The organism is Pseudomonas baltica (assembly GCF_014235765.1).
In the GTDB taxonomy this organism is placed as follows: Bacteria; Pseudomonadota; Gammaproteobacteria; order Pseudomonadales; family Pseudomonadaceae; genus Aquipseudomonas; species Aquipseudomonas baltica.
Genome location: NZ_JACMYH010000001.1, coordinates 1,653,328 through 1,678,891, shown reverse-complemented (window position 1 = coordinate 1,678,891; position 25,564 = coordinate 1,653,328). Strand labels below are relative to the sequence as shown.

General features: G+C 62.7%; 24 protein-coding genes and 1 tRNA gene. 19 read left to right on the top strand and 6 right to left on the bottom strand.

Annotation, left to right across the window (positions count from 1 at the left end; all coding sequences use genetic code 11):
• Nucleotides 1-48 precede the first annotated feature (48 nt).
• The 15 genes from H7993_RS07495 (at nucleotide 49) to nadA (ending at nucleotide 11,732) form a co-directional block, all read left to right on the top strand.
• Nucleotides 49-795, top strand: coding sequence for a YebC/PmpR family DNA-binding transcriptional regulator (locus H7993_RS07495; protein ID WP_122479316.1), 747 nt, complete (start codon nucleotides 49-51; stop codon nucleotides 793-795).
• Between the two features lie 160 nt (nucleotides 796-955).
• On the top strand, nucleotides 956-1,480 hold the full coding sequence (ruvC, locus tag H7993_RS07490) for a crossover junction endodeoxyribonuclease RuvC (protein WP_122479315.1): 525 nt from the start codon (nucleotides 956-958) through the stop codon (nucleotides 1,478-1,480).
• A gap of 117 nt (nucleotides 1,481-1,597) precedes the next feature.
• Nucleotides 1,598-2,206, top strand: a complete 609-nt coding sequence (gene ruvA, locus H7993_RS07485) for a Holliday junction branch migration protein RuvA (RefSeq protein WP_122479314.1) — start codon at nucleotides 1,598-1,600, stop codon at nucleotides 2,204-2,206.
• A complete protein-coding gene (ruvB, locus tag H7993_RS07480; protein ID WP_122479313.1) occupies nucleotides 2,207-3,262 on the top strand; it encodes a Holliday junction branch migration DNA helicase RuvB in 1,056 nt (351 codons plus the stop codon).
• A gap of 140 nt (nucleotides 3,263-3,402) precedes the next feature.
• A complete protein-coding gene (ybgC, locus tag H7993_RS07475) occupies nucleotides 3,403-3,858 on the top strand; it encodes a tol-pal system-associated acyl-CoA thioesterase (RefSeq protein ID WP_185793944.1) in 456 nt (151 codons plus the stop codon).
• Nucleotides 3,859-3,860: 2 nt separating this feature from the next.
• Nucleotides 3,861-4,556, top strand: a complete 696-nt coding sequence (gene tolQ / locus H7993_RS07470) for a protein TolQ (protein ID WP_122479311.1) — start codon at nucleotides 3,861-3,863, stop codon at nucleotides 4,554-4,556.
• Between the two features lie 14 nt (nucleotides 4,557-4,570).
• Nucleotides 4,571-5,026 carry a protein TolR gene (gene tolR / locus H7993_RS07465; protein ID WP_122479310.1) on the top strand — a complete coding sequence of 152 codons (456 nt, stop codon included), beginning with the start codon at nucleotides 4,571-4,573 and terminating at the stop codon, nucleotides 5,024-5,026.
• A complete protein-coding gene (gene tolA / locus H7993_RS07460; RefSeq protein ID WP_425311979.1) occupies nucleotides 5,026-6,123 on the top strand; it encodes a cell envelope integrity protein TolA in 1,098 nt (365 codons plus the stop codon). The genes tolR and tolA overlap by 1 nt, the downstream gene beginning before the upstream one ends.
• Complete coding sequence (tolB, locus tag H7993_RS07455) at nucleotides 6,120-7,424, top strand: Tol-Pal system beta propeller repeat protein TolB (RefSeq protein ID WP_122479308.1); 1,305 nt, start codon at nucleotides 6,120-6,122, stop codon at nucleotides 7,422-7,424. Before tolA ends, tolB begins: the two co-directional genes overlap by 4 nt.
• Before the next feature lie 52 nt (nucleotides 7,425-7,476).
• Complete coding sequence (pal, locus tag H7993_RS07450; RefSeq protein WP_043187198.1) at nucleotides 7,477-7,980, top strand: peptidoglycan-associated lipoprotein Pal; 504 nt, start codon at nucleotides 7,477-7,479, stop codon at nucleotides 7,978-7,980.
• Between the two features lie 6 nt (nucleotides 7,981-7,986).
• Entirely contained in the window at nucleotides 7,987-8,823 is an 837-nt protein-coding gene (ybgF, locus tag H7993_RS07445; RefSeq protein ID WP_185793943.1) for a tol-pal system protein YbgF, read from the top strand.
• 162 nt (nucleotides 8,824-8,985) lie between these two features.
• Complete coding sequence (gene queE / locus H7993_RS07440; protein ID WP_122479306.1) at nucleotides 8,986-9,633, top strand: 7-carboxy-7-deazaguanine synthase QueE; 648 nt, start codon at nucleotides 8,986-8,988, stop codon at nucleotides 9,631-9,633.
• 1 nt (nucleotide 9,634) lies between these two features.
• Entirely contained in the window at nucleotides 9,635-10,321 is a 687-nt protein-coding gene (gene queC, locus H7993_RS07435) for a 7-cyano-7-deazaguanine synthase QueC (RefSeq protein ID WP_185793942.1), read from the top strand.
• A 60-nt stretch (nucleotides 10,322-10,381) separates the two neighbouring features.
• Nucleotides 10,382-10,457: transfer RNA gene (locus tag H7993_RS07430), tRNA-Lys, on the top strand.
• A 216-nt stretch (nucleotides 10,458-10,673) separates the two neighbouring features.
• Entirely contained in the window at nucleotides 10,674-11,732 is a 1,059-nt protein-coding gene (gene nadA / locus H7993_RS07425; RefSeq protein ID WP_122479304.1) for a quinolinate synthase NadA, read from the top strand.
• Here nadA and H7993_RS07420 read toward each other — a convergent pair whose 3' ends face one another.
• The 4 genes from H7993_RS07420 to H7993_RS07405 all read right to left on the bottom strand — a co-directional run bounded on the left by H7993_RS07420 (nucleotide 11,733) and on the right by H7993_RS07405 (nucleotide 19,794).
• A complete protein-coding gene (locus H7993_RS07420; RefSeq protein WP_185793941.1) occupies nucleotides 11,733-12,908 on the bottom strand; it encodes an OpgC family protein in 1,176 nt (391 codons plus the stop codon).
• A 251-nt stretch (nucleotides 12,909-13,159) separates the two neighbouring features.
• Complete coding sequence (locus H7993_RS07415; RefSeq protein WP_185793940.1) at nucleotides 13,160-17,452, bottom strand: DEAD/DEAH box helicase; 4,293 nt, start codon at nucleotides 17,450-17,452, stop codon at nucleotides 13,160-13,162.
• Between the two features lie 113 nt (nucleotides 17,453-17,565).
• The gene (htpX, locus tag H7993_RS07410) at nucleotides 17,566-18,453 is read right to left on the bottom strand and encodes a protease HtpX (RefSeq protein ID WP_043187206.1); all 888 of its coding nucleotides are present in this window, start codon (nucleotides 18,451-18,453) and stop codon (nucleotides 17,566-17,568) included.
• 129 nt (nucleotides 18,454-18,582) lie between these two features.
• Nucleotides 18,583-19,794, bottom strand: coding sequence for a pyridoxal phosphate-dependent aminotransferase (locus tag H7993_RS07405; RefSeq protein WP_185793939.1), 1,212 nt, complete (start codon nucleotides 19,792-19,794; stop codon nucleotides 18,583-18,585).
• 164 nt (nucleotides 19,795-19,958) lie between these two features.
• Here H7993_RS07405 and msrB point away from each other — a divergent pair, with 164 nt between their 5' ends.
• Nucleotides 19,959-20,366 (top strand): peptide-methionine (R)-S-oxide reductase MsrB, encoded by a 408-nt coding sequence (gene msrB, locus H7993_RS07400; protein ID WP_122479301.1) that lies wholly within the window; start codon nucleotides 19,959-19,961, stop codon nucleotides 20,364-20,366.
• Nucleotides 20,367-20,386: 20 nt separating this feature from the next.
• Nucleotides 20,387-20,869 (top strand): glutathione peroxidase, encoded by a 483-nt coding sequence (locus H7993_RS07395; RefSeq protein ID WP_122713285.1) that lies wholly within the window; start codon nucleotides 20,387-20,389, stop codon nucleotides 20,867-20,869.
• 9 nt (nucleotides 20,870-20,878) lie between these two features.
• On the opposite strand, the gene H7993_RS07390 is transcribed toward H7993_RS07395, so the two are convergent.
• Entirely contained in the window at nucleotides 20,879-23,188 is a 2,310-nt protein-coding gene (locus tag H7993_RS07390) for a response regulator (protein WP_122713284.1), read from the bottom strand.
• Between the two features lie 126 nt (nucleotides 23,189-23,314).
• On the opposite strand from H7993_RS07390, the gene H7993_RS07385 reads away from it, so the two are divergent.
• Together H7993_RS07385 and H7993_RS07380 are read left to right on the top strand one after the other, a co-directional pair.
• Complete coding sequence (locus H7993_RS07385) at nucleotides 23,315-24,205, top strand: DUF815 domain-containing protein (RefSeq protein WP_185793938.1); 891 nt, start codon at nucleotides 23,315-23,317, stop codon at nucleotides 24,203-24,205.
• Nucleotides 24,202-24,693: a GAF domain-containing protein gene (locus tag H7993_RS07380; protein ID WP_185793937.1), complete on the top strand. Its 492-nt coding sequence runs from the start codon at nucleotides 24,202-24,204 to the stop codon at nucleotides 24,691-24,693. The genes H7993_RS07385 and H7993_RS07380 overlap by 4 nt, the downstream gene beginning before the upstream one ends.
• Before the next feature lie 13 nt (nucleotides 24,694-24,706).
• Here H7993_RS07380 and H7993_RS07375 read toward each other — a convergent pair whose 3' ends face one another.
• A complete protein-coding gene (locus H7993_RS07375) occupies nucleotides 24,707-25,477 on the bottom strand; it encodes a hypothetical protein (RefSeq protein ID WP_122479296.1) in 771 nt (256 codons plus the stop codon).
• Nucleotides 25,478-25,564 lie beyond the last annotated feature (87 nt).

Here is a 25,564-nt window from a genome sequence, read left to right as displayed (position 1 = left end):
CCAGGGGCAGGGTTCGTATGGGTAACACACAGAAACTGGAGTTGCGTTATGGCTGGTCATTCCAAGTGGGCGAACATCAAGCACCGCAAAGAGCGCCAGGATGCCAAGAGGGGCAAGATCTTCACCAAGTGGATTCGTGAACTGACCGTCGCTGCCCGCCAGGGCGGCGGCGAGCCAGGTTCCAATCCGCGTCTGCGCCTGGCGCTGGACAAGGCCCTGAGCGCCAACATGAGTCGCGACATCATCGATCGCGCGATTGCACGGGGCACCGGGGCAGCCGGCAGCGACGACGTGGTCGAGCTGAGCTACGAGGGCTACGGTCCCGGTGGCGTCGCCGTACTGGTCGAATGCATGACCGACAACCGCAATCGCACCGCTGCCGCCGTGCGTCATGCGTTCAGCAAATGCGGGGGCAATCTGGGCACCGATGGTTCGGTGGCGTATCTGTTCGAGCGCAAGGGGCAGTTGTCCTTCGCACCGGGCGTGGACGAGGATGCGTTGATGGAGGCGGCCATGGAGGCCGATGCCGACGACATCGTGACCCATGGCGACGGCTCGATGGACGTGTTCACCTCGTTCGCCAGCTTCTACTCGGTGGGCAATGCGCTGCAGGCGGCCGGTTTCAATGCCGATGAAGCCGAGATCGTCATGGCGCCGACGACCAGTGCCGAACTCGATGCGGAAGGTGCCGAGAAGGTGCTGAAGCTGATCGACATGCTCGAAGATCTGGATGATGTGCAAAACGTCTATTCCAACGCCGAGATATCCGACGCCGTGATGGAGCAGCTTGGCTGATCGGCCCGTGTGTTTCATCTAAGCCATGCTTTACCAGTGCCGGCCTCTTGGCCGGTAGATGGCTCGCCGCCCGCAGCGTTCCCACATGCTATGCACACCCATGTGGGAGCGGGTTATACCCGCGAAGGCGTCAGCCGTGTTTCTCACTACTGCAGGCTTTATGACATTAATTCTTGGAATCGACCCAGGCTCGCGCATCACCGGGTTTGGCGTCGTGCGTGAAACCGGCCGCGGGTGCGAATACGTGGCTTCGGGTTGTATTCGTACCGGCGGCGGACTGCTGCATGATCGTCTGCAGATCGTTTTTCGTGGGGTGCGTGAGGTGATCCAGACCTACGGTCCGGTGACCATGGGCATCGAGCGGGTGTTCATGGCGCGCAACGCCGACTCGGCCCTGAAACTGGGCCAGGCGCGTGGCGCTGCCATCGTCGCGGCGGCGGAGGAGGGGCTGGAGATCGCCGAGTACAGTGCCACCCAGGTCAAGCAGGCCATCGTCGGCACCGGCGCGGCCAACAAGGAACAGGTACAAATGATGGTCATGCACCTGCTCAAACTGACCCAGAAACCCCAGATCGATGCCTCCGACGCCCTGGCCATCGCACTCACCCACGCGCACACCCGATCCAGCCTCATGCCCCACGGGCTGAGCGCCGCCCGCAGTCGCGGTGGGCGCCTGCGCCTGTAGCGGCTTACATCGTTTCAAACTTTTTTGCTTGCAGCTCACCTCAGTCCTGTAATGATGGCCCTCGAACTGGCCCGCATGAACAGGGCGTGACTGCGCCTTCCGACAAAGGATTCATACGTGATTGGACGCCTGCGCGGTACCTTGGCTGAAAAGCAGCCGCCGCACCTGATTCTCGACGTCAACGGGCTGGGCTATGAGCTCGAAGTGCCGATGACCACGCTCTATCGGCTGCCGCCGGTCGGCGAAAGCGTGACCCTGCACACCCACCTGGTTGTGCGTGAAGACGCTCAGTTACTCTATGGCTTCTATGAAAAGCGCGAGCGCGAGCTGTTCCGTGAGCTGATCCGCCTCAACGGCGTCGGCCCCAAGCTGGCACTGGCGCTGATGTCGGGGTTGGACGTCGACGAACTCGTGCGCTGCGTGCAGGCTCAGGACACCTCGGCGCTGGTGAAGATACCCGGCGTGGGCAAGAAGACCGCCGAGCGGCTTCTGGTCGAACTCAAGGATCGCTTCAAGGCCTGGCAGACCACGCCGAGCATGTTCGAGCTGGTGCCCAGTGGGCCGCAGGGGCCGGCGCCGGTCAACAGCGCCGAAGCCGATGCCGTCAGTGCGCTCATCTCCCTGGGCTACAAGCCCCAGGAGGCCAGTCGCGCCGTGGCGGCCATCGACGCCAAGGGGCTGAGCAGCGAAGAATTGATCCGCCGCTCGTTGAAGGGAATGATCTAAGTGATCGAAGCCGACCGTCTGATCGCCGCCACCGGCCGCGATCGGGAAGAAGTACAGGATCGGGCCATCCGCCCGCTCAGCCTGGCCGACTACATTGGCCAGCCCACCGTGCGCGAGCAGATGGAGCTGTTCATCCAGGCTGCGCGCGGGCGCAGTGAATCCCTGGATCACACCTTGATCTTCGGCCCGCCCGGGTTGGGCAAGACGACCCTGGCCAATATCATCGCCCAGGAAATGGGCGTGTCGATCAAGAGCACGTCGGGGCCGGTACTGGAACGGCCGGGCGACCTGGCTGCCCTGCTTACCAACCTGGAACCCCACGATGTGCTGTTCATCGACGAGATCCACCGGCTGTCGCCCATCGTCGAGGAAGTCCTGTATCCGGCCATGGAGGACTTCCAGCTCGACATCATGATTGGCGAGGGTCCCGCGGCACGTTCCATCAAGCTCGATCTGCCGCCGTTCACCCTGGTCGGGGCCACCACCAGGGCAGGCATGCTGACCAATCCGCTGCGTGACCGCTTCGGTATCGTCCAGCGCCTGGAGTTCTACAGCACCGCGGACCTTGCAACCATCGTCAGTCGATCGGGCAATATCCTCAACCTGGAGATCGAGGACGAAGGCGCCTTCGAGATCGCCCGCCGCGCCCGCGGTACGCCGCGAATCGCCAATCGCCTGCTGCGCCGCGTGCGCGACTTCGCCCAGGTGCGTGGCAAGGGGCACATCACCAAGCCCATCGCCGACCTGGCGCTGAACATGCTCGACGTCGACGAGCGCGGCTTCGACCACCAGGATCGCCGGCTGCTGCTGACCATGATCGAGAAGTTCGACGGTGGGCCGGTGGGTGTCGACAGTCTCGCCGCAGCGATCAGCGAAGAGCGCCACACCATCGAGGACGTCCTGGAGCCTTACCTCATTCAGCAGGGCTACATCATGCGTACCCCGCGCGGCCGGGTCGTGACGCGCCACGCCTACCTGCATTTCGGTCTGAACATTCCCAACCGGCTGGGCGACATGCCGGGCAGCGATGCCATGTCCGAAGAAATCGACGCATGAAAGGCCCCTCGCACAGCGACCTAATTCGGCTTTCCGTGGTCCTAGGGGCTGACACGGCTTTTGCATGGCCCTTGCCTGCACACGCGACGAAAAAACAGTTGCCCGGGCGGATTGGCAACCTGAGGAGTAAGCACTAGAGTATGCGCGCGCAAAACGGGGTTCAGGCGTTCGCCCATCAGTGTCGGGTCTATTACGAAGACACCGACGCCGGCGGCGTCGTCTATTACGTCAACTACCTCAAATTCATGGAGCGGGCTCGTACCGAGCACCTGCGTGCGCTGGGTTTCGTCCAGTCGCAGCTGGCAGGTGAGAACCTGCTGTTCGTCGTGCATTCGGCAGAGGCGCGCTACCATGCGCCGGCGCGGTTGGACGACGAGCTGACGGTGACCGCCGAAATAACCGAATTGAATCGCGCCAGCCTGCGTTTCAAACAGCAGGTCTGGCGTGTGAAAGATACAACGCTGCTCTGCGAAGGGCAGTTCATGGTGGCCTGTGTGCGCGCCGATAACTTCAGACCCCGGGCCATTCCCCCAGCCTTGCGTACGGCCTTTGCCGACGCAGGCGGCCTGGGCAAACAATCCAGTGCAGGAGATTAAGCGTGGAAGCTAACGTCGTCGACCATACCTCCATGTGGAGTTTGGTCAGCAATGCCAGTGTCGTGGTGCAGTTGGTAATGCTTATTCTGGTGGCCGCCTCGGTCACCTCGTGGGTCATGATCTTTCAGCGCAGTTCGATGCTGCGCGCCGGTCGTCGTGCCCTGGACAGCTTCGAGGAACGCTTCTGGTCGGGCATCGACCTGTCCAAGCTGTACCGTCAGGCTGGCAGCAATCCCGACCCTGATTCGGGTGTCGAGCAGATTTTCCGTGCTGGCTTCAAGGAGTTTTCCCGCCTGCGCCAGCAGCAGGGCGTCGATCCCGATGCCGTGATGGAAGGCGTGGGCCGTGCCATGCGCGTGGCGATTTCCCGTGAGGAAGAGAAGCTCGAACAGGGTCTGCCATTCCTGGCAACCGTCGGTTCCACCAGCCCCTACGTGGGTCTGTTCGGTACCGTATGGGGCATCATGAACTCGTTCCGCGGCCTGGCCTCGGCGCAGCAGGCGACTCTGGCCACCGTTGCGCCAGGTATTGCCGAAGCACTGATTGCCACGGCCATCGGTCTGTTCGCAGCGATTCCGGCGGTCATCGCCTACAACCGTTTCGCTGCTCGCAGCGAAACCCTGATCAACCGCTACTACACGTTCGCTGACGAGTTCCAGGCCATCCTGCACCGTAAAGTGCACACCAGCGAAGAGTGAGCAGGGATAACCCAATGACTCGAGGTCGTCGCCCAAAACGCAAGCCGGTCGCCGAGATGAACGTGGTGCCCTACATCGACGTGATGTTGGTACTGCTGGTCATCTTCATGGTCACCGCTCCGATGATCAACCAAGGTGTGAAGGTCGATCTGCCCAAGGTTTCCAGCGAAGCGTTGCCGCAGGACAACAACACTCAGGTGCTCACCATTTCCATCAAGGCCGACAAGACCTACTACTGGAACGTCGGCAAGGAAGTAGACACTGAAAAGCAGCAGGACAAGGCAATGACGCTGGCGCAGATGACCCAGGCCGCCACCGCGATCATCAACCAGGGCAATGCCAGCGGCAAGAAGACCCAGGTCTTCATTCGCGGTGACAAGACCGTGGATTACGGGGCTGTCATGGGCGCCATGGGTGGTTTGCAGCAGGCAGGTGTCGGTAACGTTGGCTTGATTACCGAGGCCCCCTGATGCGAAAGCGAGAGCATTCAGCCTCGGAAAGCTTCTTCTGGCCCACGGTCTGGGCGGTAGCCCTGCACGTGCTGATCTTCGGGATGCTGTTCGTCAGTTTCGCCATGACGCCCGAACTGCCTGAAGCGCGACCCATCGTGCAGGCTACGCTCTATCAGCTCAAGTCCAAGAGCCAGGCCACCACCCAGACCAACCAGAAACTGGCGGGCGAGGCGAAGAAGTCTGCTGCGCGGCAGACCGAAGTCGAGCAGATGGAGACCAAGAAGCTGGAGCAGGAAGCCATCAAGGCCGCGGAACAAAAGAAAGAGGAAACCGCTCAAAAGGCCGAAGCGGCGAAGAAGGCCGACGAAGCCAAGAAGTCCGATGCTGCCGCCAAGGCGGAAGCCGCCTCTGCAGCAGCGGCCAAGGCTGAGGCGGCCAAGGCCGAAGCCGCTGAAAAAGCGGCCGAAGCCAAGAAGAGCGAGCTGGCCGACATCGCCAAGAAGAAGGCCGAGCAGGAAGAGGCGAAGAAGGAGGCAGCCGAGGACGCCAAGAAGAAGGCTGCCGAGGACGCCAAGAAAAAGGCCGCCGAAGACGCGAAGAAGAAAGCCGAAGACGACGCCAAGAAGGCCACCGCGGCCGAGGACGCGAAGAAGAAGGCCGCCGAGGACGCGAAGAAGAAGGCTGCGGCCGATGCCGCGAAGAAGAAGGCTCAGGACGCAGCTCGCAAGGCAGCGGAGGACAAGAAGGCGCAGGCATTGGCCGATCTGCTTTCCGACAAGCCTGAACGCCAGCAGGCGCTCGCCGACGAGCAGGGTGATGAGGTCGCGGGCAACTTCGACGATCTGATCCGCTCGCGAGCAGCCGAAGGATGGGCGCGACCGCCTTCGGCACGCAAGAACATGACCGTGGTATTGCAGATCAACATGTTGCCCGATGGCACCGTCACCAATGTCAGCGTCTCACGCTCCAGTGGCGATGGTCCCTTCGACAGTTCGGCGGTTGCTGCGGTCAAGAACATTGGCCGTTTAACGGAAATGCAGGGTTTGAAACCAGCTGACTTCAACCCCTATCGTTCCTTCAAGATGACATTTACACCTGAGGATCTTGCCTTGTGATTACCCTTCTTCGAGGACTGCTCGTCGTCCTTTGCTGCGCAGCCGGCATGGCCTCTGCGGACGAAAAGAACATTCTGGTCACCAGCGGTGCCGACCGTGCCACGCCGATTGCCGTCGTGCCGTTCGGTTTCCAGGGCGGCAGCGTGTTGCCTGACAACATTGCCGAGATCGTCGGCAACGACCTGCGCAACTCGGGCTACTACGCACCCATTCCACCGCAGAACATGATCAGCCAGCCTTCCCAGGCCAGCGAAGTCATCTACCGCGACTGGCAGGCGCTGGGTGCCCAGTACGTCATGGTAGGCAGCATCACGCCGGCCGGCGGCCGCTTGCAGGTGCAATACGCGCTGCTGAACGTCAACACCCAGCAACAGGTGTTGACCGGCAGCGTCTCGGGCACTACCGACCAGCTGCGTGACATGGCCCACTTCATCTCCGATCAGTCGTTCGAGAAGCTGACCGGGATCAAGGGTGCGTTCTCCACGCGCATGCTCTACGTGACCGCCGAACGGGCCGGCACCAATGCCACCCGTTACACCCTGCAGCGTTCGGACTACGACGGCGCACGTGCGGTGACCCTGTTGCAGTCGCGCGAGCCGATCCTGTCGCCACGCTACTCGCCCAACGGCCGCAACATTGCCTATGTATCGTTCGAACAGCGTCGTCCGCGGATCTTCCTGCAGAACGTCGACACCGGTCGCCGCGAGCAGTTGACCAACTTCGAAGGCCTCAACGGTGCACCGGCGTTCTCGCCGGACGGCAATCGCCTGGCGCTGGTGCTGTCCAAGGACGGCAACCCGGAGATCTACGTGATGAACCTGGCCTCGCGCGCGCTGACCCGCGTGACCAACAGCCCGGCCATCGACACCGAACCCTTCTGGGGCAAGGACGGTTCGACCCTGTACTTCACGTCGGACCGTGGCGGCAAGCCACAGATCTACAAGACCAGCACATCCGGTGGCGCCAATGCCGAGCGTGTGACGTTCGTGGGCAACTACAATGCCAACCCGAAACTTTCGGCTGACGAAAAGACCCTCGTAATGATCCATCGGCAAGATGGTTTCACCAATTTCAAGGTGGCGGCGCAGGACCTGGAGCGCGGAAGCGTAAAGATCCTCACAGATTCAACTCTTGATGAGTCGCCTACTGTTGCGCCCAACGGCACCATGGTAATCTACGCCACCCGCCAGCAGGGCCGGGGAGTCTTGATGCTCGTGTCGCTAAACGGCCGCGTGAGGCTCCCGCTTCCTACCGCTCAAGGCGAAGTCAGAGAACCGTCCTGGTCCCCTTACCTGAACTGACGCGGCGTAATACGTTGTACTTAACACATTGGGGTTCATTAGGAGTTTCACGATGGAAATGCTGAAGTTTGGTAAGTTCGCTGCGCTGGCCCTGGCCTTGTCCGTAGCTGTAGGTTGCTCGTCCAAAGGCGGCGAAGATGCTGGTCAAGGCGGCGCTGCTGTCGACCCTAACGCTGGTTACGGCGCAAACACCGGTGCCGTTGACGGTTCCCTGAGCGAAGAAGCTGCTCTGCGCGCTATCACCACGTTCTACTTCGAATACGACAGCTCGGACCTGAAGCCAGAAGCCATGCGCGCTCTGGACGTTCACGCCAAGGACCTGAAAGCCAACGGCGCTCGCGTCGTCCTGGAAGGTAACACCGACGAGCGCGGTACTCGCGAGTACAACCTGGCACTGGGCGAGCGTCGTGCCAAGGCCGTTCAGCGTTACCTGGTACTGCAAGGCGTTTCGCCAGCCCAGCTGGAACTGGTTTCCTACGGTGAAGAGCGTCCAGTGGCTACTGGCAACGACGAGCAGTCGTGGGCTCAGAACCGTCGCGTCGAACTGCGTAAGTAATTCGTCATGCGAACGTGCCGTCGTGCTGTAACTGTTCTGGCTTTCGCCCTGCCTGTGATGGCTTGGGGCGCGGTGCCTGTGGTCGATAGCAACAACAATGGAGGCTACGGTAACAGTGGCGCCGTTGGTGGCAGCTATCCGCCCTCAGGTTACGGTACGAACGGCGCCTCGGCCGGGACAGTCGCGCAAGCGCCTGTCTCGGCTCAGGGCGAGCTGTTCATGCAACTGCAGCAAATGCAGGAAGACATCGCACGTCTGCGAGGTCAGGTCGAAGTCCAGCAGAACGATATCCAGCGCCTGAAACAGGAAGGGCTCGAGCGGTATCAGGAACTCGATCGTCGGATTGGCTCGGGGGTTGCACCTGCACCCAGTGCCCAACCGGATAATTCTTCAGCCAGCGGCGCGTCTAGCGGCGCTGGTGCTTCATCGGCTGCCGGCCAGTCGTCCGCAGGCGCAGAGCCTGGCGATCCGGCCAAGGAGAAGCTGTATTACGATGCAGCCTTCGACCTGATCAAGGCCAAGGATTTCGACAAGGCCAGCCAGGCCTTCGCCGCGTTCCTGCGCAAATACCCGAACAGCCAGTATGCGGGCAATGCCCAATACTGGCTGGGCGAGGTCAACCTTGCCAAGGGTGACCTGCAGGGCGCAGGCCAGGCTTTCGCCAAGGTCAGCCAGCTCTATCCCAAGCACAACAAGGTGCCGGATTCGCTCTACAAGCTGGCCGACGTCGAGCGCCGCTTGGGCCATACCGACCGAGTCAAAGGCATTCTGCAGCAGGTTGTGACCCAATATCCGGGCACGTCCGCTGCGCAGTTGGCGCAGAAAGACCTGCAAAGATTGTGAAGCCTGCCATGTGATTCGAAGAAACCCGCGCCTGTCGCGGGTTTTTTCGTTAGAATTTGCCGCCATTTTATGAACACGCTTCCTGAGGCCGCGCGATCGCGGGCCGCCTGAAGTGCCCAACGGAGGCGGTCAGCCTGTTTCGCTGTCACGCCCGTGGACCCTATGCAAGACACACTACGTATTACCGAAGTCTTCTACTCGTTGCAGGGTGAGACGCGGACCGCCGGCTTGCCCACGGTTTTCGTACGCCTGACCGGTTGCCCCTTGCGCTGCCAATATTGCGACAGCGCGTATGCGTTCAGCGGGGGAACCCAGCGCACGCTCGATTCGCTCATGGAACAGGTGGCCAGCTACAAGCCTCGCTATGTATGCGTTACCGGAGGCGAGCCATTGGCTCAGCCCAATGCCATCCCGTTGATGCAGCGGCTCTGCGATGCCGGCTATGAAGTTTCCGTGGAAACCAGCGGCGCACTCGATATCAGCGCGGTCGACACCCGCGTCAGTCGCGTGCTCGACTTGAAGACGCCGGGTTCTCTCGAAGTCCATCGCAACCGTTACGAGAACATCGAGCTGCTGACCCGCAACGACCAGGTCAAGTTCGTCCTGTGCTCGCGCGAGGACTATGACTGGGCCGTGTCCAAGCTGATTCAGTACGGGCTGGACGGTCGTGCCGGCGAAGTGCTGTTCTCGCCGAGCAAGGATCAACTGCGCGCTACCGATCTGGCCGACTGGATCGTGGCCGACAACCTGCCGGTGCGCCTGCAGATGCAGCTGCACAAACTTCTTTGGAACGACGAGCCGGGGCGCTGAGATGAACCATACCCAACACGAGAAAAAGGCAGTCATTCTGCTTTCCGGCGGCCTGGATTCCGCCACTGTCGTGGCGATGGCCAAAGCCCAGGGCTACGCCTGCTATACCATGAGCTTCGACTATGGCCAGCGCCATCGGGCCGAACTCGATGCCGCGGCACGTGTGGCGCGGGACCTGGGCGTGATACAGCACAAGGTCATCGGGCTCGACCTGGATGGCATGGGCGGCTCGGCACTGACCGACACCTCGATCGATGTGCCGGAGACCTTGGGTGAGGGCATCCCGGTCACCTACGTTCCGGCCCGCAACACGGTGTTTCTCTCTCTGGCCCTGGGTTGGGCCGAGGTGCTCGAAGCGCGCGACATCTTCATTGGCGTCAATGCGGTGGACTATTCGGGCTATCCGGATTGTCGGCCTGAGTTCATCGAGGCTTTCGAGCGTCTGGCCAACCTGGCCACCAAGGCGGGAGTGGAAGGCAATGGCTTCACCATACAGGCACCGCTGCAGAACATGAGCAAGGCTGACATCGTCAAGGCAGGCGTGGCGCTGGGTGTGGACTATGGCCTGACAGTGTCGTGCTACCAGGCCGATGATCAGGGCCAGGCCTGTGGCAAGTGCGACAGCTGCCGCCTGCGTGCCGAGGGCTTCGCTGCGGCAGGTGTGAGCGATCCGACACGCTATTTTTGATTTATTTTCCGTAGGGTGTTGAATTACCGAAAGAATTCGGTATTATACGCCCCACGAAACGGGTCGTTAGCTCAGTTGGTAGAGCAGTTGGCTTTTAACCAATTGGTCGTAGGTTCGAATCCCACACGACCCACCATTTCGAAACCCGCAGCTTGCAAAGGCTGCGGGTTTTTTTATGCCCGTGATTCGGCGCTGGTGCCTGCCACGTCTATAAGGCTTTGCTAACGGCTGGTTTCTCTGTAGCCTGCGCCAGCCCTCAAAAGCCTCACGAAAGCCAGGGCATATACTCCCAGGCCTTGTCGGCCCGGCCTATACTCGACTCTCGCGCATCAGCGCCCGCAGGTCTTGCCCCATGACGCAGATATCCGAACGCCTTCTGGTCCAGGCTCACCTGGATGCCAAGCAGCCCCGGCCTCTGACACCGGAACAGGAAGCCGACTATCGTGCTGCCATCGCCGCCGAGCTCAAGGCTCAGGATGCGGTTCTGGTTGCCCACTACTACTGCGATCCCGTGATCCAGGCATTGGCCGAGGAAACCGGTGGCTGCGTCTCCGACTCGCTGGAGATGGCGCGCTTTGGCAATCAGCATCCGGCCCGAACGGTGCTGGTGGCAGGTGTCAGGTTCATGGGCGAAACGGCGAAGATTCTCAATCCGGAAAAGCGTGTGCTGATGCCCACCCTGGAGGCAACCTGTTCGCTGGACCTGGGTTGCCCGGTGGACGCGTTCTCGGCCTTCTGCGACCAGCATCCCGAACGCACCGTGGTGGTTTACGCCAATACTTCGGCTGCGGTGAAAGCCCGTGCCGATTGGGTCGTGACGTCGAGTTGCGCGCTGGAGATCGTCGAAAGCCTGATGGACAACGGCGAGAAGATCATCTGGGCGCCCGACAAGCACTTGGGTAACTATATCCAGACCCACACCGGCGCGGACATGTTGATGTGGGACGGTGCCTGCATCGTTCACGAGGAGTTCAAGGCGCGGCAGTTGGCCGACATGCGGGCGTTGTACCCCGACGCCGCGATTCTGGTGCATCCCGAGTCGCCGGCCGAAGTGATCGCTCTGGCGGACGCCGTGGGTTCGACCAGCCAATTGATTGCCGCGGCCCGCACACTGCCGCAGCAGACCCTGATCGTGGCCACCGACCGCGGTATCTTCTACAAGATGCAGCAGGCAGTTCCCGGCAAGACCTTGATCGAGGCCCCTACGGCCGGCAACGGTGCCGCCTGTCGCAGTTGTGCGCATTGCCCGTGGATGGCCATGAACACCCTGCAGCGCATGCTGGAATGCCTGCGCGCGGGCAGCAACGAAATCACCGTGGACGCGGCGCTGATTCCCCAGGCCATTCGGCCGCTCAAGCGCATGCTGGACTTTACCCAGGCCGCGCGCCTGAAGCTGGCCGGTAACGCCTGATCAGAGGCTTTTGCCCAGCGCGACCACAGGCCGTTCGGACTTCGCCAGCTCAAGCTTCGGCAACTCTGGCCGCGGACGGCCCAGTCGTTTGTTCAGTTCCAGCCATTCGGCCAGGGCCAGCATCAGGCCCGCGCCCACCAGCGCACTTGCGATCTGCATCGTTAGCTGGTCGTCGGCCAGGGCATTGGCCATGTCGGCCAACGGTGCCAGCACCACGCTGAGGCAGAAGACCTCGAGCGAATAACGTCCCATCAGCGCAACCTTGCGTGCCAGCAGATGATTCACCCACTCGCCCTGGGGTATCAGCTTGGCCACGCAGTAGGCCAGGGCCACGAAGTGCAAAAGGCGTGACGGCGAGAGGTTGGTCTTGTCGATGGGATAGAGCAGTTCGCCAAACCAGCCAGGCACCAGCGCCTCGTGCAGCACCGGCCAGCGCCAGCCCAGGGCGACCAGCGCGCTGAATGTCACCAGTGTGGCGCACGCGAGAAACAGCGGCTGGCGGCCCAACGGGCGTGCCACCGCGACTGGCGCGCGTGCCGCATGCAGCGCCGTGGCGCCACCCAGTACGAACAGCACTTGCCAGGCCAAGGGGTTGAAATACCACAGGCCGTTGTCGTGCGCCGGGATGTTCCAGCCCAGCCATTGCACTGCCAGGTACAACACCAGCGACAAGCCGATGGCCTGCGCTGGCCGCTTGATCAGCAGTGGCAGGACGATCGGCAGGCCGAGCAGCAACACGATGTACAGCGGCAAAGGGTCCATCAGGTTGGGTTTGAAGCGCAGCAGCAGTTCGTCGACCATGGCCTGTTGCGGGTTGGAGACGAAATAGGTGAGGTTCATTTCCTGGATCATGTCGCGCGTTTCGACGTGATTGTTGGCAACGAAAATGATGCCCATCAGCACCGCCAGGAGGAAGATGTGCACCACGTACAACACCCAGGCGCGGCGCAGTATGCGCACCGTGGCGACCAGGTAGCCGTCGCGCAGGGCGATCTTGCCGTAGGCCAGCACGGCTGCGTAGCCGGCGAGAAACACGAACACCTCCGCCGCATCGCTGAAGCCGAAGTTGCGCAGCGTGAAGCTGGCCAGTGGGTTTTGCGGTATGTGATCCCAGAAGATGAAGATCAACGCCAAACCTCGATAGAAATCGATCCGATGGTCTCGATCGTTAGTCATGGCGACAGGCTCTTGCGAATAGGAAGGATGTAGTAGGGATTGGGCACCGGGCATTACGGTTCCGTATCGGCGGCCATTATCGATCAGCGGCGCGGAGGTTGGCCGGTTTCGCAACGAATTGCAAAAGTTTGGCTATTACGGAATGTCACAAGGCTGAGTTGACGCAGCCCTTGTGGTCGCGGCGCAAGCTGTGTCCGGCCTCACCGCTTTCAGGCTCACCGTGCGCACCCATGACGCGGCTTGCGCCGCTGCTACAGGGATGGGTGGATCAGTTGTCGGCGCACTTCCGTGGTCTCTTCGCTCCAGTACACCGGTTTGCCTGCAATCAACGCCGCCACGGGCAGCCCGTCGCGGTACAGCACGCGGTTGCCCGGCAGCGCCGGCACACTTTTCTGGATCTGCAGGGGGTCGGCTCCGGGCAGTGGCAGCAGGGTACCGACCAGGTTCAACGGGTCGCTGGCCGTGATCGACACCAGGGTGCCATCGACCGGTCGCTTGCGCACCTCGCGCAGGGCTGGGATAGCCTCGGGCAGTGCGAACTGCTCACCGGACAAACCATCGATGAAACGCCCCCCGCGGATCTGCCCACGTGCCTCCAGGCGCTGCAGCGCGCGCAACAGGTCGCGCCAGCTGGGCAGCCAGTCCGCTTCGCGTTGCAGCAGGCGCCAGAACACCACGCCGTAGCGGCGCAGCAGCACCAGTGCGACCTGTTCCACGGCTTCATCGGGCGCGCGATCGGGCGCCTGCAGCAGGGCCCAGCGTCCGGCATCGTCCATGCCGCCGATGAACGCACCGCGACCCCGGCGACTGCTGCGGGCCTGGCGCTTGCCAGCCGGGGTGATCAGTGCGCGCAGGCCGGCGAAGCTGTCGGCGTTCACGCGACCTGCAGCGACCAGCTCCTGCAAGGCGTTCTCGGCTTCGGTGCGCAGCAGGCGTGTCTGGTGGACCAAGTCGTCGAAAAACATGGCGCCTTGCGCGGCCAGGGTCTGCTCGAGCTTCTGCGCACGCATGGACAGTTCCTGCGGCTGGACTGCCGCAGCCAGGCTGCGCCACAAAGGCAGGCGCGCGCGCGGCAGCAGCACGATCGGCGTGTTGCGCAGGGTCGCACCCTTGCCACTGCTGGCCAGCCGCGCCCAGACCGTTTTGCCGCTGCGGCTGGCGCGGTCCAGCCACGACGGATCGTATCCGCGCAGTCGAGCCGGCAGCAGGTCGTTCTCCCAGGCGCTGGCCGGCGCGCTGTAGCCTTCGAGCTGGTCGAGCAAGCGGCTCATTGCCGCTTCGCCTTGCAGGCGCGTACCGGGCGCGAGGCACTGCCAGTCGAGGAGGAAGCGCATGAACACTTGCAGGCTGACCGGTTCGATCTCGCGGCGCAGACGCTTCACCGTGTAGCGGTGGATGCGCGCCAGCAGGTGCCGTTCGCACCACTGGGTTTCCTCGATGTGTGCGATAAACCGGCCACGCATGACGTAGCCCTGGTTTTCCAACACCAGCAGGGCTTGTTCGACGAGCGCGGGATGCAGGTTCAGCGGGGCGGCGATTTCACCCAGCCGCTGCGGGCCGAACCCGCTCAAGCGGGCGCGGATCAGTTCCAGTGTCGCTTCCTGCTTCGTCCACGTCTGCGCCAAGTGCACGGGCATCCGCAATGCTGGCGACAGCTCGATACCCCCATAGATGGCCTGCAGGCAGGCTACCCGTTCCAGGGCCAGCCACAGGTGGCTGCCGTCGCCCAGGGTCAGGCGTGCCGCGCGACCTGTACCGGCCAGGGCCTTCAACAGCGGTAGCTCGCTGGCCCCAATCTCGCGTTCGGCCAATGCGCCCAGGCTCATCAACGCCTCGTGCATCTCGTCATTGCTGACAGGGGAGGGCCATGCTTCGGCGGCCACTGCCGCGATGGCATCCTTGTCCAGTTCGCCCATGTCGTCCGCTGTGCGCGGTTCGTCCCAGCGCCGGTTGAGCACCGCCTGGGTACGTCGCTCTTCCAGCGGAGCGTCGTCGAGAAACGCATACGGCCTGGCATTGAGGATCGCTGCCGCCAGTGGCGAAGGGCGGGGCAGATCACGCTGGATGAGGCTGATCCGACCGGTTTCGATGCGCCGCAGCAGGGCCAGCCAGCCCTCGCTGTCCATGGCGTCGTGCAGGCAGTCGTCGAGGGTTTGCGCGACCAGCGGGTGGTCGGGAATCTCCCGTTCGCCGACGATGTTCTCCAGGCAGGCGATCTGGTCGGGGAATACCGTGGCGATCAGGTCCTCGCTTTTCATTCGCTGCAGCTGCGGGGCCACCTTGCGTCCGCCACTGTAACGGGGCAGGGCCAGGGCCGTTGCGGCGTTCCAGCGCCAACGCACGCCGAACAGCGGAGCGTCGAGCAGCGCCTGGGTCAATATCGACTCGGCACTGTTGCTGTGCAGGTAGTGCCAGACGTCCTCCAAGGCGAAGCTGTGGCTGGTTGACAGGGATAGCACGATGGCATCTTCGCTGGCTGCCGCTTGCAGCTCGAAATTGAACGTGCGACAGAACCGCTTGCGCAGGGCCAGGCCCCAGGCCCGGTTGATGCGGCTGCCGAATGGCGTGTGGATGACCAGCTGCGTGGCACCCGAGGCATCGAAGAAACGCTCCATGATCAGCGTGTCCTGGGACGGCAGCGCGCCAAGCGCTTCGCGCGTACGGGAGAGATAATCGAGCAATTGCCCAGCGCTGTCGTGCGCCAGGTCGAGCGCGTCCTGCAGCCACGGCAGTACGGGCTCGAGTAGCCCGTCACTGAGCGCCAGGCGTTGGTCTATCGAGGCCTGCAGGCGCGCCACGCCCGCCGACAGCTCGGCGCTGCGTCCGGGTATTTCGCCGAGCCAGAAGGGGATGTTCGGCGCCTGACCGTGGGCATCTTCGACCCGTACCTTGCCGCCTTCGATGCGCAGGATGCGGTAGGAGCGATTGCCCAGCTGGAAGATGTCGCCAGCGAGGCTTTCCACGGCAAAATCCTCGTTGACGCTGCCGATGCTCAACGCCTGCGGCTCCAGCAGCACCGCATAGTCGGCGTTGTCGGCTATGGCGCCTCCGCTGGTGACCGCAGTCAACTTGCTGCCGCGCCGGCCGCGCAGGCTCTGGGTGACTGCATCACGGTGCAGATAGGCGGCGCGCACGCCCTGACGCCCGCTGTAACCTTCGGCCAACATCCGCAGCAACGCTTCATAGCGCGTATCGTCCAAGGCCGCATAGGGCGTTGCCTGACGGAACATCTGCAGCAACGCCTGCTCCGGCCATTCCTGGCAGCTGACCTCGGCGATGATCTGCTGGGCCAGTACGTCCAGCGGCGCCTGGGGAATGCGCAGGATATCCAGTTCGCCGCGCCGCACGCAGTCCAGCAACGCTACGCATTCGATCAGGTCATCCCGAGAAATTGCAAACAGGCGGCCCTTGGGAATACCGCCGACGTGGTGGCCGGAACGGCCCACCCGTTGTAGAAACGCTGAAATGGAGCCGGGCGAGCCGATCTGGCAGACCAGGTCCACGTCACCGATGTCGATGCCCAGCTCCAGCGAGGCCGTGGCGACCAGCACCTGCAGGTCGCCACGCTTGAGCCGTTGTTCGGCATCCAGACGCTGCTCCTTCGCCAGGCTGCCATGGTGCGCCGCCACCTGCTCGCGCCCGAGCCGCTCGCTCAGATGGCGCGCCAGACGCTCGGCCAGACGCCGGGTATTGACGAACACCAGGGTGGTCCGGTGCGCCTGGGCAAGCTCGGCCAGGCGGTTGTAGACCAACTCCCAGACGTCATTGGGCATGACCGCCGCCAGCGGCACCGCGGGCACTTCGATGGCCAGGTCGCGGGGCCGGGCGTGACCGATGTCGACGATCGAACACATCCGCTGCGCACCGACCAGGAACTGCGCCACCTGAGCGATCGGCTTTTGCGTGGCGGACAGGCCGATACGTCGCAGCGGCTTGCTGCACAGTGCCTGCAGACGCTCCAGGCTCAAGGCCAGATGGCTGCCACGCTTGCTGCCGGCCACTGCATGGATCTCATCGACGATCACCGTGCCGACATCCGCGAGCATGCGGCGGCCGGAGTCGGATCCGAGCAGCACATAGAGCGATTCGGGCGTGGTAACCAGGATGTGCGGAGGGTGCCGGCGCATGGCGGCCCGCTCTTTCTGCGGCGTATCGCCGGTACGTACCCCGGCGATGAGGGTCAGCGCAGGCAGGTCCATGCCGGCCAATTGCGCGGCAATACCCTGCAGTGGACGTCGCAGGTTCAGCTGGATGTCGTTGGACAAGGCCTTGAGCGGTGAGACGTAAAGCACCAGGGTGCGTCGCGGCAGCTCGCCTCCTTGCGCGAGGCCCAGCTGCACCAGCTCGTCGAGAACGGCCAGGAAGGCCGTCAGGGTCTTGCCCGAGCCGGTGGGTGCGGCGATCAGGGTCGAGTGGCCCTGCTGGATCAACGGCCAGGCCTGGGCCTGGGCGGGAGTGACGGCAGCAAATTGCCGGCGGAACCAGGCGCTTACTGCTGGATGGAAGTTGGCCAGTGCCGAATCGTGCTGTGCAGGTAGGTTCATGATCTATTGATGGGGAACGCGCAGCGAAGTTGCAACCGGCATGGGGCCGAGGTGCATTGCCGCAACCCACAAAAAAGGGCGACTCGCGTCGCCCTCGATCAAGCCCGTTGCATTCAACCGCGACGGCGCAGCGCTTCGATACGGTCTTCCAGTGGCGGGTGGGTCATGAGCAGGCCGGCCAGGCCATGCTTGAGGCCACCGTTGATGCCGAAGGCGTTCAGCGAGTCTGGCATCTGCACGGGAACGCCCTGCTCGGAGCGCAGGCGCTGCAGCGCACCGATCATCGCGTTGGTGCCGGCCAGCCGGGCACCGGCTTCGTCGGCGCGGAACTCACGGCGGCGCGAGAACCACATGACGATGACGCTGGCCAGGATACCCAGTACCAGTTCGGCGACGATGGTCGCGATGTAGTAGGCGATGCCCTGGCCTTGCTCGTTCTTGAAGATCACCTTGTCGACGAAATTGCCGATGATTCGTGCGAAGAACATCACGAAGGTGTTCACCACGCCCTGCACCAGCGCCAGGGTGACCATGTCGCCGTTGGCCACGTGGCCGATCTCGTGGGCCAGCACCGCCTTGACTTCGTCGGGCGAGAAACGCTCGAGCAGGCCCTGGCTGACGGCCACCAGGGCGTCGTTCTTGTTCCAGCCGGTGGCGAAGGCGTTGGCCTCGTAGGCCGGGAAGATGCCGACTTCGGGCATCTTGATGCCTGCCTCGCGCGACAGCTCCTCGACGGTCTGCAGCAGCCATTGTTCGTGACGGGTGCGCGGTTGGGTGATGATCTGCGTGCCAGTGCTCATCTTCGCCATCCACTTGGAGATGAACAGCGAGAACAGCGAACCGGCGAAGCCGAACACGGCGCAGAAGATCAGCAGCTGATTGAGGTTCAGATCCACCCCGTTGGCCGCCATGAACCCATTGAAGCCAAACAGGCTCAGGGTAATGCTGGCAATCAGCACAACCGCAAGGTTAGTGGCCAGAAACAGCAAGATGCGCATCATGGTTGTAACGTTCTCCTGACGGATAGAAGTGTTGCGTATGCGCTATATAAGGCCCGAGCCCGGTCGATTCAACCGGGGGACTATTTCAAACTGTGTATATGCGCACGGACACTTGAATACGTTCGGTTTTTACTGGCGATAATTCTTCAGGAAGCGGCCGATGCGACCGATGGCCTGCTCGAGGTCGTCGACCCGCGGCAGCGTCACTACCCGGAAATGGTCCGGGTTGGGCCAGTTGAACGCAGTGCCCTGGACCACCAGCAGCTTTTCCGACAACAGCAGGTCGAGCACGAACTTCTCGTCGTTGAGGATCGGGCAGACCTTGGGATCGATGCGCGGGAAGGCGTAAAGCGCGCCCATGGGCTTGACGCAACTGACGCCGGGAATGTCGTTGAGCAGCTCCCAGGTGCGGTTGCGCTGCTCCAGCAGGCGACCGTTAGGCAGGACCAGGTCGTTGATGCTCTGGTAGCCGCCCAGTGCGGTCTGGATCGCGTGCTGGCTGGGTACGTTGGCGCACAGGCGCATGTTGGCGAGGATGTCGATGCCCTCGATGTAGCTCTGGGCGTTGTGCTTGGGCCCTGAAATGGCGATCCAGCCGGAGCGGAAACCGGCCACGCGGTAGGATTTGGACAGGCCGTTGAAGGTCAGGCACAACAGGTCCGGGGCCAGCGATGCCGTACAGATGTGTACGGCATCGTCGTAGAGGATCTTGTCGTAGATCTCATCGGAGAACACCACCAGATTGTGCTGGCGAGCGATTTCCAGCATGCCCAGCAGCACTTCCCTGGAATACACGGCGCCGGTGGGGTTGTTCGGATTGATGATCACCATGGCCTTGGTGTTGGGGGTGATCTTGGCCTTGATATCGGCCAGGTCTGGCCACCAGTTGGCCTGCTCGTCGCAGAGGTAGTGCACGGCATGGCCACCGGCCAGGCTGACCGAGGCTGTCCACAGCGGGTAGTCGGGCGCCGGGATCAGCACTTCGTCGCCATTGTTGAGCAGGGCCTGCAGCGACATGACGATCAGCTCGGAGACGCCGTTGCCCAGGTAGATGTCCTCGATGCCGACCCCTTCCACCTGCTTCTGCTGGTAGTACTGCATGACCGCCTTGCGCGCACTGAACAGGCCCTTGGAGTCGCTGTAGCCCTGGGCGGTGGGCAGGTTGCGGATGACATCCTGAAGAATTTCCACGGGTGCCTCGAAACCGAACGGCGCCGGGTTGCCGATGTTCAGCTTGAGGATGCGGTGGCCTTCCTCTTCCAGGCGCTTGGCGTGCTTGAGCACCGGCCCGCGGATGTCATAGCAGACGTTGGCGAGCTTGTTCGATTTGCTGAACTGCATGGTGAGGTCCCGAAAGATGGCAAGGCCCGCGCCGGCCCTGATGATGAAAAAAACGATTCGCTGCAACGCGGGTGACAGATTGCTGTCCAAAGGCGCAATCATACGTGCCGCCTGATCGTTGCAAAAGACACAGATCGGGCTTTTTGAACTGCCGAGGTGTACCGATGGGCAAGCTCACGCGAAGCGAAGAAGAATGGAAGAAAATGCTCGATCCCGAGCAGTACAATGTGTGTCGCCTGAGCGCGACCGAGCGGCCTTTCACGGGCAAGTACAACGACTTCAAGGGTGACGGCATCTTCACCTGCGTCGGCTGCGAAGAGCCGTTGTTCGACTCGCGCAGCAAATTCGATTCCGGCTGCGGCTGGCCGAGTTTCTCCGCACCGATCGGCGAGCAGGCGATGGTCGAGATCCGCGATACCACCCACGGCATGGTTCGTACCGAGGTCAAGTGCGCCACGTGCGACTCACATTTGGGTCACGTGTTTCCCGATGGCCCGGCCCCGACCGGCCTGCGCTACTGCATCAACTCGGTGTGCCTGGACTTCCAGCCGCGGGCCGACCAGCCGGCATGACCTCTGACAAGAAAGCGACCATGAGCAAAGATCTTCTTTCCATCCCGTGCATCACCCTGGACGGCCAGCACAAGACCATCGGCGATTTCGCCGGCAAGGTCCTGCTGGTGGTCAATACGGCCAGCCAGTGTGGCTTTACGCCACAGTACAAGGGGTTGGAGGAGCTGTGGCAGACGTATCGCAAGCAGGGCCTGGTGGTGCTGGGGTTTCCCTGCAACCAGTTCGGCAATCAGGAGCCCGGCGATACCCTGGACATCGTGCAGTTCTGTGAAAAGAACTTCGGCGTGAGCTTCCCGATGTTTCGCAAGATCGATGTTAACGGTGACCTGACCCATCCGCTGTTCGTGCAGCTGAAGAAGCGCGCACCGGGGCTGTTCGGGTCGGAGAAGGTGAAGTGGAACTTCACCAAATTCCTGGTGGCGGCCGACGGCAGCGTCAAGCGCTTCGCGCCGTTGACCAAACCCGCTGCGCTGGCTCACGAGATCGAAATGGCGCTGCGCTGAACCTGGCTGCTATTCAGGTACCCACTGGTCGATCAGCATGACCAGTTCTTCTCGGCGGAACGGCTTGGCCAGATAGTCGCTCATGCCCGCCGCGCGGCAGCGCTCGCGTTCTTCGGGCATGGCATTGGCTGTCAGCGCCACGATCGGCAGCTGCGGCCAGCGCCCGCTTCGACGAATCTGCCGACTGGCTTCGTAGCCATCCATGACCGGCATGTTGCAGTCCATCAGCACCAGGTCGAACTCGTGCTTTTCCAGCTCGCCGAGTGCCTCGCCGCCGTGCGCGGCCACGGTGACCTCGCACCCCAGCTTGCTCAGCATGCCTTTGGCCACCAGCTGATTCACCGGGTTGTCCTCCACCAGCAGGATGCGTGCACGCCGTTGCGCGCTGCGTCGGTTGGCCAGGTGGTCGAGCGCGGTGGGTTCGTCACCCACCAGGCTGCGCCGCAACGCTTGATACAGCGCATTGCGTGCCAGCGGCCGGGCTTGTTGCTGCAACGGCATCAGCGCGTTGGCCTGCTCGGTGGGCAGGAAGTTGCCGTAGGCGGTCACCAGCAGAATCGGCGCCTGGATACCGGGACGCAGGCCGAACAGGCAGTCCAGGCTGTCGGTGACGACCAGGTCTGGAGTGATACCGGTAAGGTCCGCGCCCAGGTCGTAGCGCTGGTAATCAATGCCCCATAGCGGCAGCAGATCGTGCAACAGTTCTGCCAGGCCGCTGCCGGCGTGCCCGACCAGCAACACCTGGCCACGCAGCAACGGCGGAACGTAGGCCGGACTGTGCGCCATGAGCGGCAGGTCGGCGTAGAACTGGCTACCGAAGCCGGCTTCCGAGCTGATGCTCAAGCGGCCCTGCATGGCCTCGCAAAGGTTGTTGGTCAGCGCCAGGCCCAGGCCGGTGCCGCCGAACTGCCGGGTGATGCCGGCACCGGCCTGGGTGAAGGGCTGGAAGATCTTGACCTGCGCTTCCTGGGCGATCCCGATTCCGGTGTCACTGACTTCGATGCGCACGCCACCCGGACGGGTATAGAGGCGCACGTCGACGCGGCCGAAGCGGGTGAATTTCAATGCGTTGGACAACAGGTTGCTGACGATCTGCCGCACCCGGGTAGGGTCGCCCAGGACCAGCGCGGGAAAGTGCGGATCGATCAGGCAGGTCAGCTCGACGCTGGGCGCCGCGTTCTGCGACAACAGGTTGGCGGTGTCTTCGATCAGGGCGCCGAGGTCGAAGGGGATGCGCTCCAGCTCCAGCTGGCCAGCGTCGAACTTGGACAGGTCGAGGATATCGTTGAGCAACTCGACCAGCACCTTGCCCGAGTCGTGCGCGATGGACAGTTGCTGACGCTGCTCGGCGTTGAGTGGGCTGTCCAGCGACAGGGCAATCATGCCCAGCAGGCCGTTGAGCGGGGTACGAATCTCATGACTCATGTTGGCCAGGAAGGAGGCGCGCGCCTGGGCCATGTCCAGGGCAGTGCGGCGGGCCTTTTCCAATTCTTCGTTGGACATGCTCAGGCGCGTATTGCTGGCCTTGAGCTCGGTGGTGCGCGCCGACACGATGTTTTCCAGCTCACCCAGGTACTCGGTCAAGCGATTCTCGGCACTGCGCCGCTGCTGGATCTCCGTGGCCATGCTGATGAACTGCTGGTTGGCGACCTTCACCAGCACGCCGATCTCGTCGTGCTCGTGGCCCGGCGGGTAGTCCAGGCGCGCGGGCTTGGGCTGGTGCGGATCGCTGCTGCTCAAGGCGCGGATGACCCGGTTGAGGGGCTTGGTCAGCATCAGGTAGAAAAACCCCAGCAGCATGCCGGTGAGCAGCGCCGTGCGCAGGAAGCCGCTGGCCAGGGTGATTTCGGCGCGGCGCAGGAAACGGTTGCCGATGGCGAAGGTGTCGACGCTCAGTTGCAGGGTGCCCAGGCGGTCGTTGGGCATGTGCGACAGAAACAGGGGGTCTTCGTACTGGCGCTGGGCGTCGAAGAGTATGTCGCTGAGGAAGCGGTAGCTACTTTCCAGGCGCGGTCGCTGCACGCTGGCGAGCACGTTGCCGTTGTTGTCCGTCAGCCGCGCGCCGGTGATCGACTCCGACTGCAGCAGGCCCAGGGTGAGTTCCTTGGCGAGTTCGGCATCGATGTTGTAGGCGATGCGCGAGGCCGGGTTGTGACTGATTTCGAGCAGCGAGCGCATCTGCCGATCGATGGCTTCGTTGACATTGGAATAATCGATGCCGATCTGGATAACACTGAGCAAAGCCCCCAGAATGAAGCCGACCAGTACCGTCAGGCGTGCTTGTTTATAGGACAGCCGCTGGGTGAATTTTATATCCATGGGTACTGGGCCAATTTCCATTCCGTGCGCAGGGCCAAAGCATGGACCATGTGTGTGCGCCGCAGCGTGCGACGGCATGTCCGCCTTGCCGAACCTTTTACACGCAACTTGCCTTGAGGAAAAGTCGTGGACTCTCGTTTGAATGCCTTTCTTGAGCGCGCCGAATCCGTGCTGGCGCGGCTCGAGCCGTTGCTGCCCGCGCTTCGCAGCGAAATCGACTGGAATCAGTGCCTGGCCGCGCGCTGGCAGCGTGAAGGCCGCAGCGGCTACCTGTTGCCGCTGGAGGTCAGCCTGGACATGCGTCTGAGCGACCTCATCGGTGTCGACCAGCAGCGCCAGCAGCTGGCGCGCAACACCCAGCAGTTTCTCGATGGCCACCCAGCCAACCATGCGTTGCTGTGGGGATCGCGCGGCACCGGCAAGTCATCGCTGGTGCGAGCGCTGCTTGCCGAACATGCGGGCGCAGGGCTGCGCCTGATCGAAATCGAGCGCGACCATCTGGCCGACCTGCCGCGGGTGGTCGAGCAGTTGCAGAAACTGCCGCAGCGTTTCGTGCTGTTTTGCGACGACCTTTCGTTCGAAGCGGGCGAGGGCGACTACCGGGTGCTCAAGAGCGTGCTCGACGGCTCCCTCGAGCAGGCACCTGACAATGTGCTGCTGTATGCAACCTCCAACCGTCGCCATCTGGTCCCCGAGCATCAGAGCGACAACGAGAACTGGTCCCGGGTCGACGGTGAGTTGCACCCCAGCGAAGCGGTCGAAGACAAGATCGCTCTGTCCGACCGGTTTGGCCTGTGGCTGTCGTTCTATCCGTTCACCCAGGAGCACTTCCTGCGTGTGGTGGAGCACTGGATCGGCGAACTCGCTCGCGACAGCGGCCTGCAATGGTCGCGTGACGAGCAACTGGATATCCTTGCCGTGCGCTGGGCGACCGGACGGGGCAACCGCAACGGCCGCTGCGCCTATCAATTCGCCCGTTACTGGGTAGGCCTCAAACTGCTGGAGCAACAAGCATGATCGATTTGCACGCCGCAGGCGCGGGGCTGGAAGGCTACCGCATGCTGTGCGCTCAACTGCAATCGCTGTTGGCCGACGAGCGTGATTTCGTCGCCAATGCGGCGCAATTCTCGGCGCTTCTGTTCAACCAGGTCGACGACCTGAACTGGGCGGGCTTCTACCTCAACCGCAACGAGGAGCTGGTACTGGGGCCCTTCCAGGGGCAGGTGGCCTGCGTGCGCATTGCGTTTGGCCGTGGCGTCTGCGGGGCCGCTGCGGCGACCCGGCAGACCCAGCGGGTCGAGGACGTGCATGCGTTCCCCGGGCACATCGCCTGCGACAGCGCATCGAACAGCGAACTGGTGATTCCGCTGGTCAAGGACGGCGTGCTGATCGGCGTACTGGATCTGGACAGCCCACGTACTGCCCGCTTCAGCGAAGCGGACCAGCAGGGCCTGGAACAGCTGGCGGCGATCTTCCTCGAAGCGACCGACTGCAGCCGCTACTGAAGCGCCAGCCTGTTCAGTCGTAGTTGGTCTTCTTCTGGAACGGGTCTTCCTTCTCGTCGGCCTTCAAACCGTCGGTGAGTTCGTTGACTTCGTTCCCGGTCGGCTCCATCTGGCTGAGCACCATGGCATTGGTGCGCTTGAGCATCTTCTGCAAGTACTCCAGCTGCTCTTGGTAGAGCGCAGCGTCGGGCTGACCCTTGAGGTATTGCACGCCCCGCTCGAATGCCAGCCGCGCGCGGCCCGGCTGGCCCTCTCCCAGCAGTTGCTGGCCCAGGTTGTTGAAGAATTCGATGTGCAGCAGGACCAGAATGCTGCGGATCTCGCGGCCCCAGTGCTTGGTTTCGGCCGGGTTGAGAAAGCCCTCCTGAGCGGCACGCGTGACCTGCGCATGCAAAGCTTCGAGCAGAAAGCGTACTTCCTTGGCCTGGTCTTCGGTCAGGATCGGGAAGGGCGGATTGCCGATTGCAATGTCATCGCCCTTGGCGATCTCACCGTGCAACTCTTCAAGGCGCGTCTTGAGCGGCGCGTTCTGCCTGTCGAGCAGCAACAGGCGCTGGCTGATGTTCAGCTCCAGCCGGGTAAGCAGTTGCTTGAGGGCAGGGGTCATCAGCTGGCCGGGGAACGTCTCGCCGATGCGGCCGCAGCGGCGCAGGCGGTCGGTGAGCTCGAGCTTGTCGCGCGCCTTGGCCAGCTTGTTGCTCTCGACCATGTTGTTGAGCAGGCCGATGACGATAAGGATGGCGATCCCCGTTACGATGAACAGGGTGATCATGAGTGGAGTCACCGGGGAGCTCTCGAGGTTGAGTGAGGTTGAAGTGTAGGGCCGGTCTGCCGACACCGATAGCACAACACGCTGCAACGCATTTATAGA

Coding starts and splice junctions, on each gene's coding strand:
- msrB (WP_122479301.1), top strand. CDS start 19,959: ATGGGCAAGCTCACGCGAAGCGAAGAAGAATGGAAGAAAATGCTCGAT.
- queE (WP_122479306.1), top strand. CDS start 8,986: ATGCAAGACACACTACGTATTACCGAAGTCTTCTACTCGTTGCAGGGT.
- queC (WP_185793942.1), top strand. CDS start 9,635: ATGAACCATACCCAACACGAGAAAAAGGCAGTCATTCTGCTTTCCGGC.
- ruvC (WP_122479315.1), top strand. CDS start 956: ATGACATTAATTCTTGGAATCGACCCAGGCTCGCGCATCACCGGGTTT.
- H7993_RS07380 (WP_185793937.1), top strand. CDS start 24,202: ATGATCGATTTGCACGCCGCAGGCGCGGGGCTGGAAGGCTACCGCATG.
- H7993_RS07405 (WP_185793939.1), bottom strand. CDS start 19,794: ATGCAGTTCAGCAAATCGAACAAGCTCGCCAACGTCTGCTATGACATC.
- ybgF (WP_185793943.1), top strand. CDS start 7,987: ATGCGAACGTGCCGTCGTGCTGTAACTGTTCTGGCTTTCGCCCTGCCT.
- tolA (WP_425311979.1), top strand. CDS start 5,026: ATGCGAAAGCGAGAGCATTCAGCCTCGGAAAGCTTCTTCTGGCCCACG.
- htpX (WP_043187206.1), bottom strand. CDS start 18,453: ATGATGCGCATCTTGCTGTTTCTGGCCACTAACCTTGCGGTTGTGCTG.
- nadA (WP_122479304.1), top strand. CDS start 10,674: ATGACGCAGATATCCGAACGCCTTCTGGTCCAGGCTCACCTGGATGCC.
- H7993_RS07390 (WP_122713284.1), bottom strand. CDS start 23,188: ATGGATATAAAATTCACCCAGCGGCTGTCCTATAAACAAGCACGCCTG.
- H7993_RS07415 (WP_185793940.1), bottom strand. CDS start 17,452: ATGAACCTACCTGCACAGCACGATTCGGCACTGGCCAACTTCCATCCA.
- pal (WP_043187198.1), top strand. CDS start 7,477: ATGGAAATGCTGAAGTTTGGTAAGTTCGCTGCGCTGGCCCTGGCCTTG.
- H7993_RS07395 (WP_122713285.1), top strand. CDS start 20,387: ATGAGCAAAGATCTTCTTTCCATCCCGTGCATCACCCTGGACGGCCAG.
- H7993_RS07420 (WP_185793941.1), bottom strand. CDS start 12,908: ATGACTAACGATCGAGACCATCGGATCGATTTCTATCGAGGTTTGGCG.
- ybgC (WP_185793944.1), top strand. CDS start 3,403: ATGCGCGCGCAAAACGGGGTTCAGGCGTTCGCCCATCAGTGTCGGGTC.
- H7993_RS07495 (WP_122479316.1), top strand. CDS start 49: ATGGCTGGTCATTCCAAGTGGGCGAACATCAAGCACCGCAAAGAGCGC.
- tolR (WP_122479310.1), top strand. CDS start 4,571: ATGACTCGAGGTCGTCGCCCAAAACGCAAGCCGGTCGCCGAGATGAAC.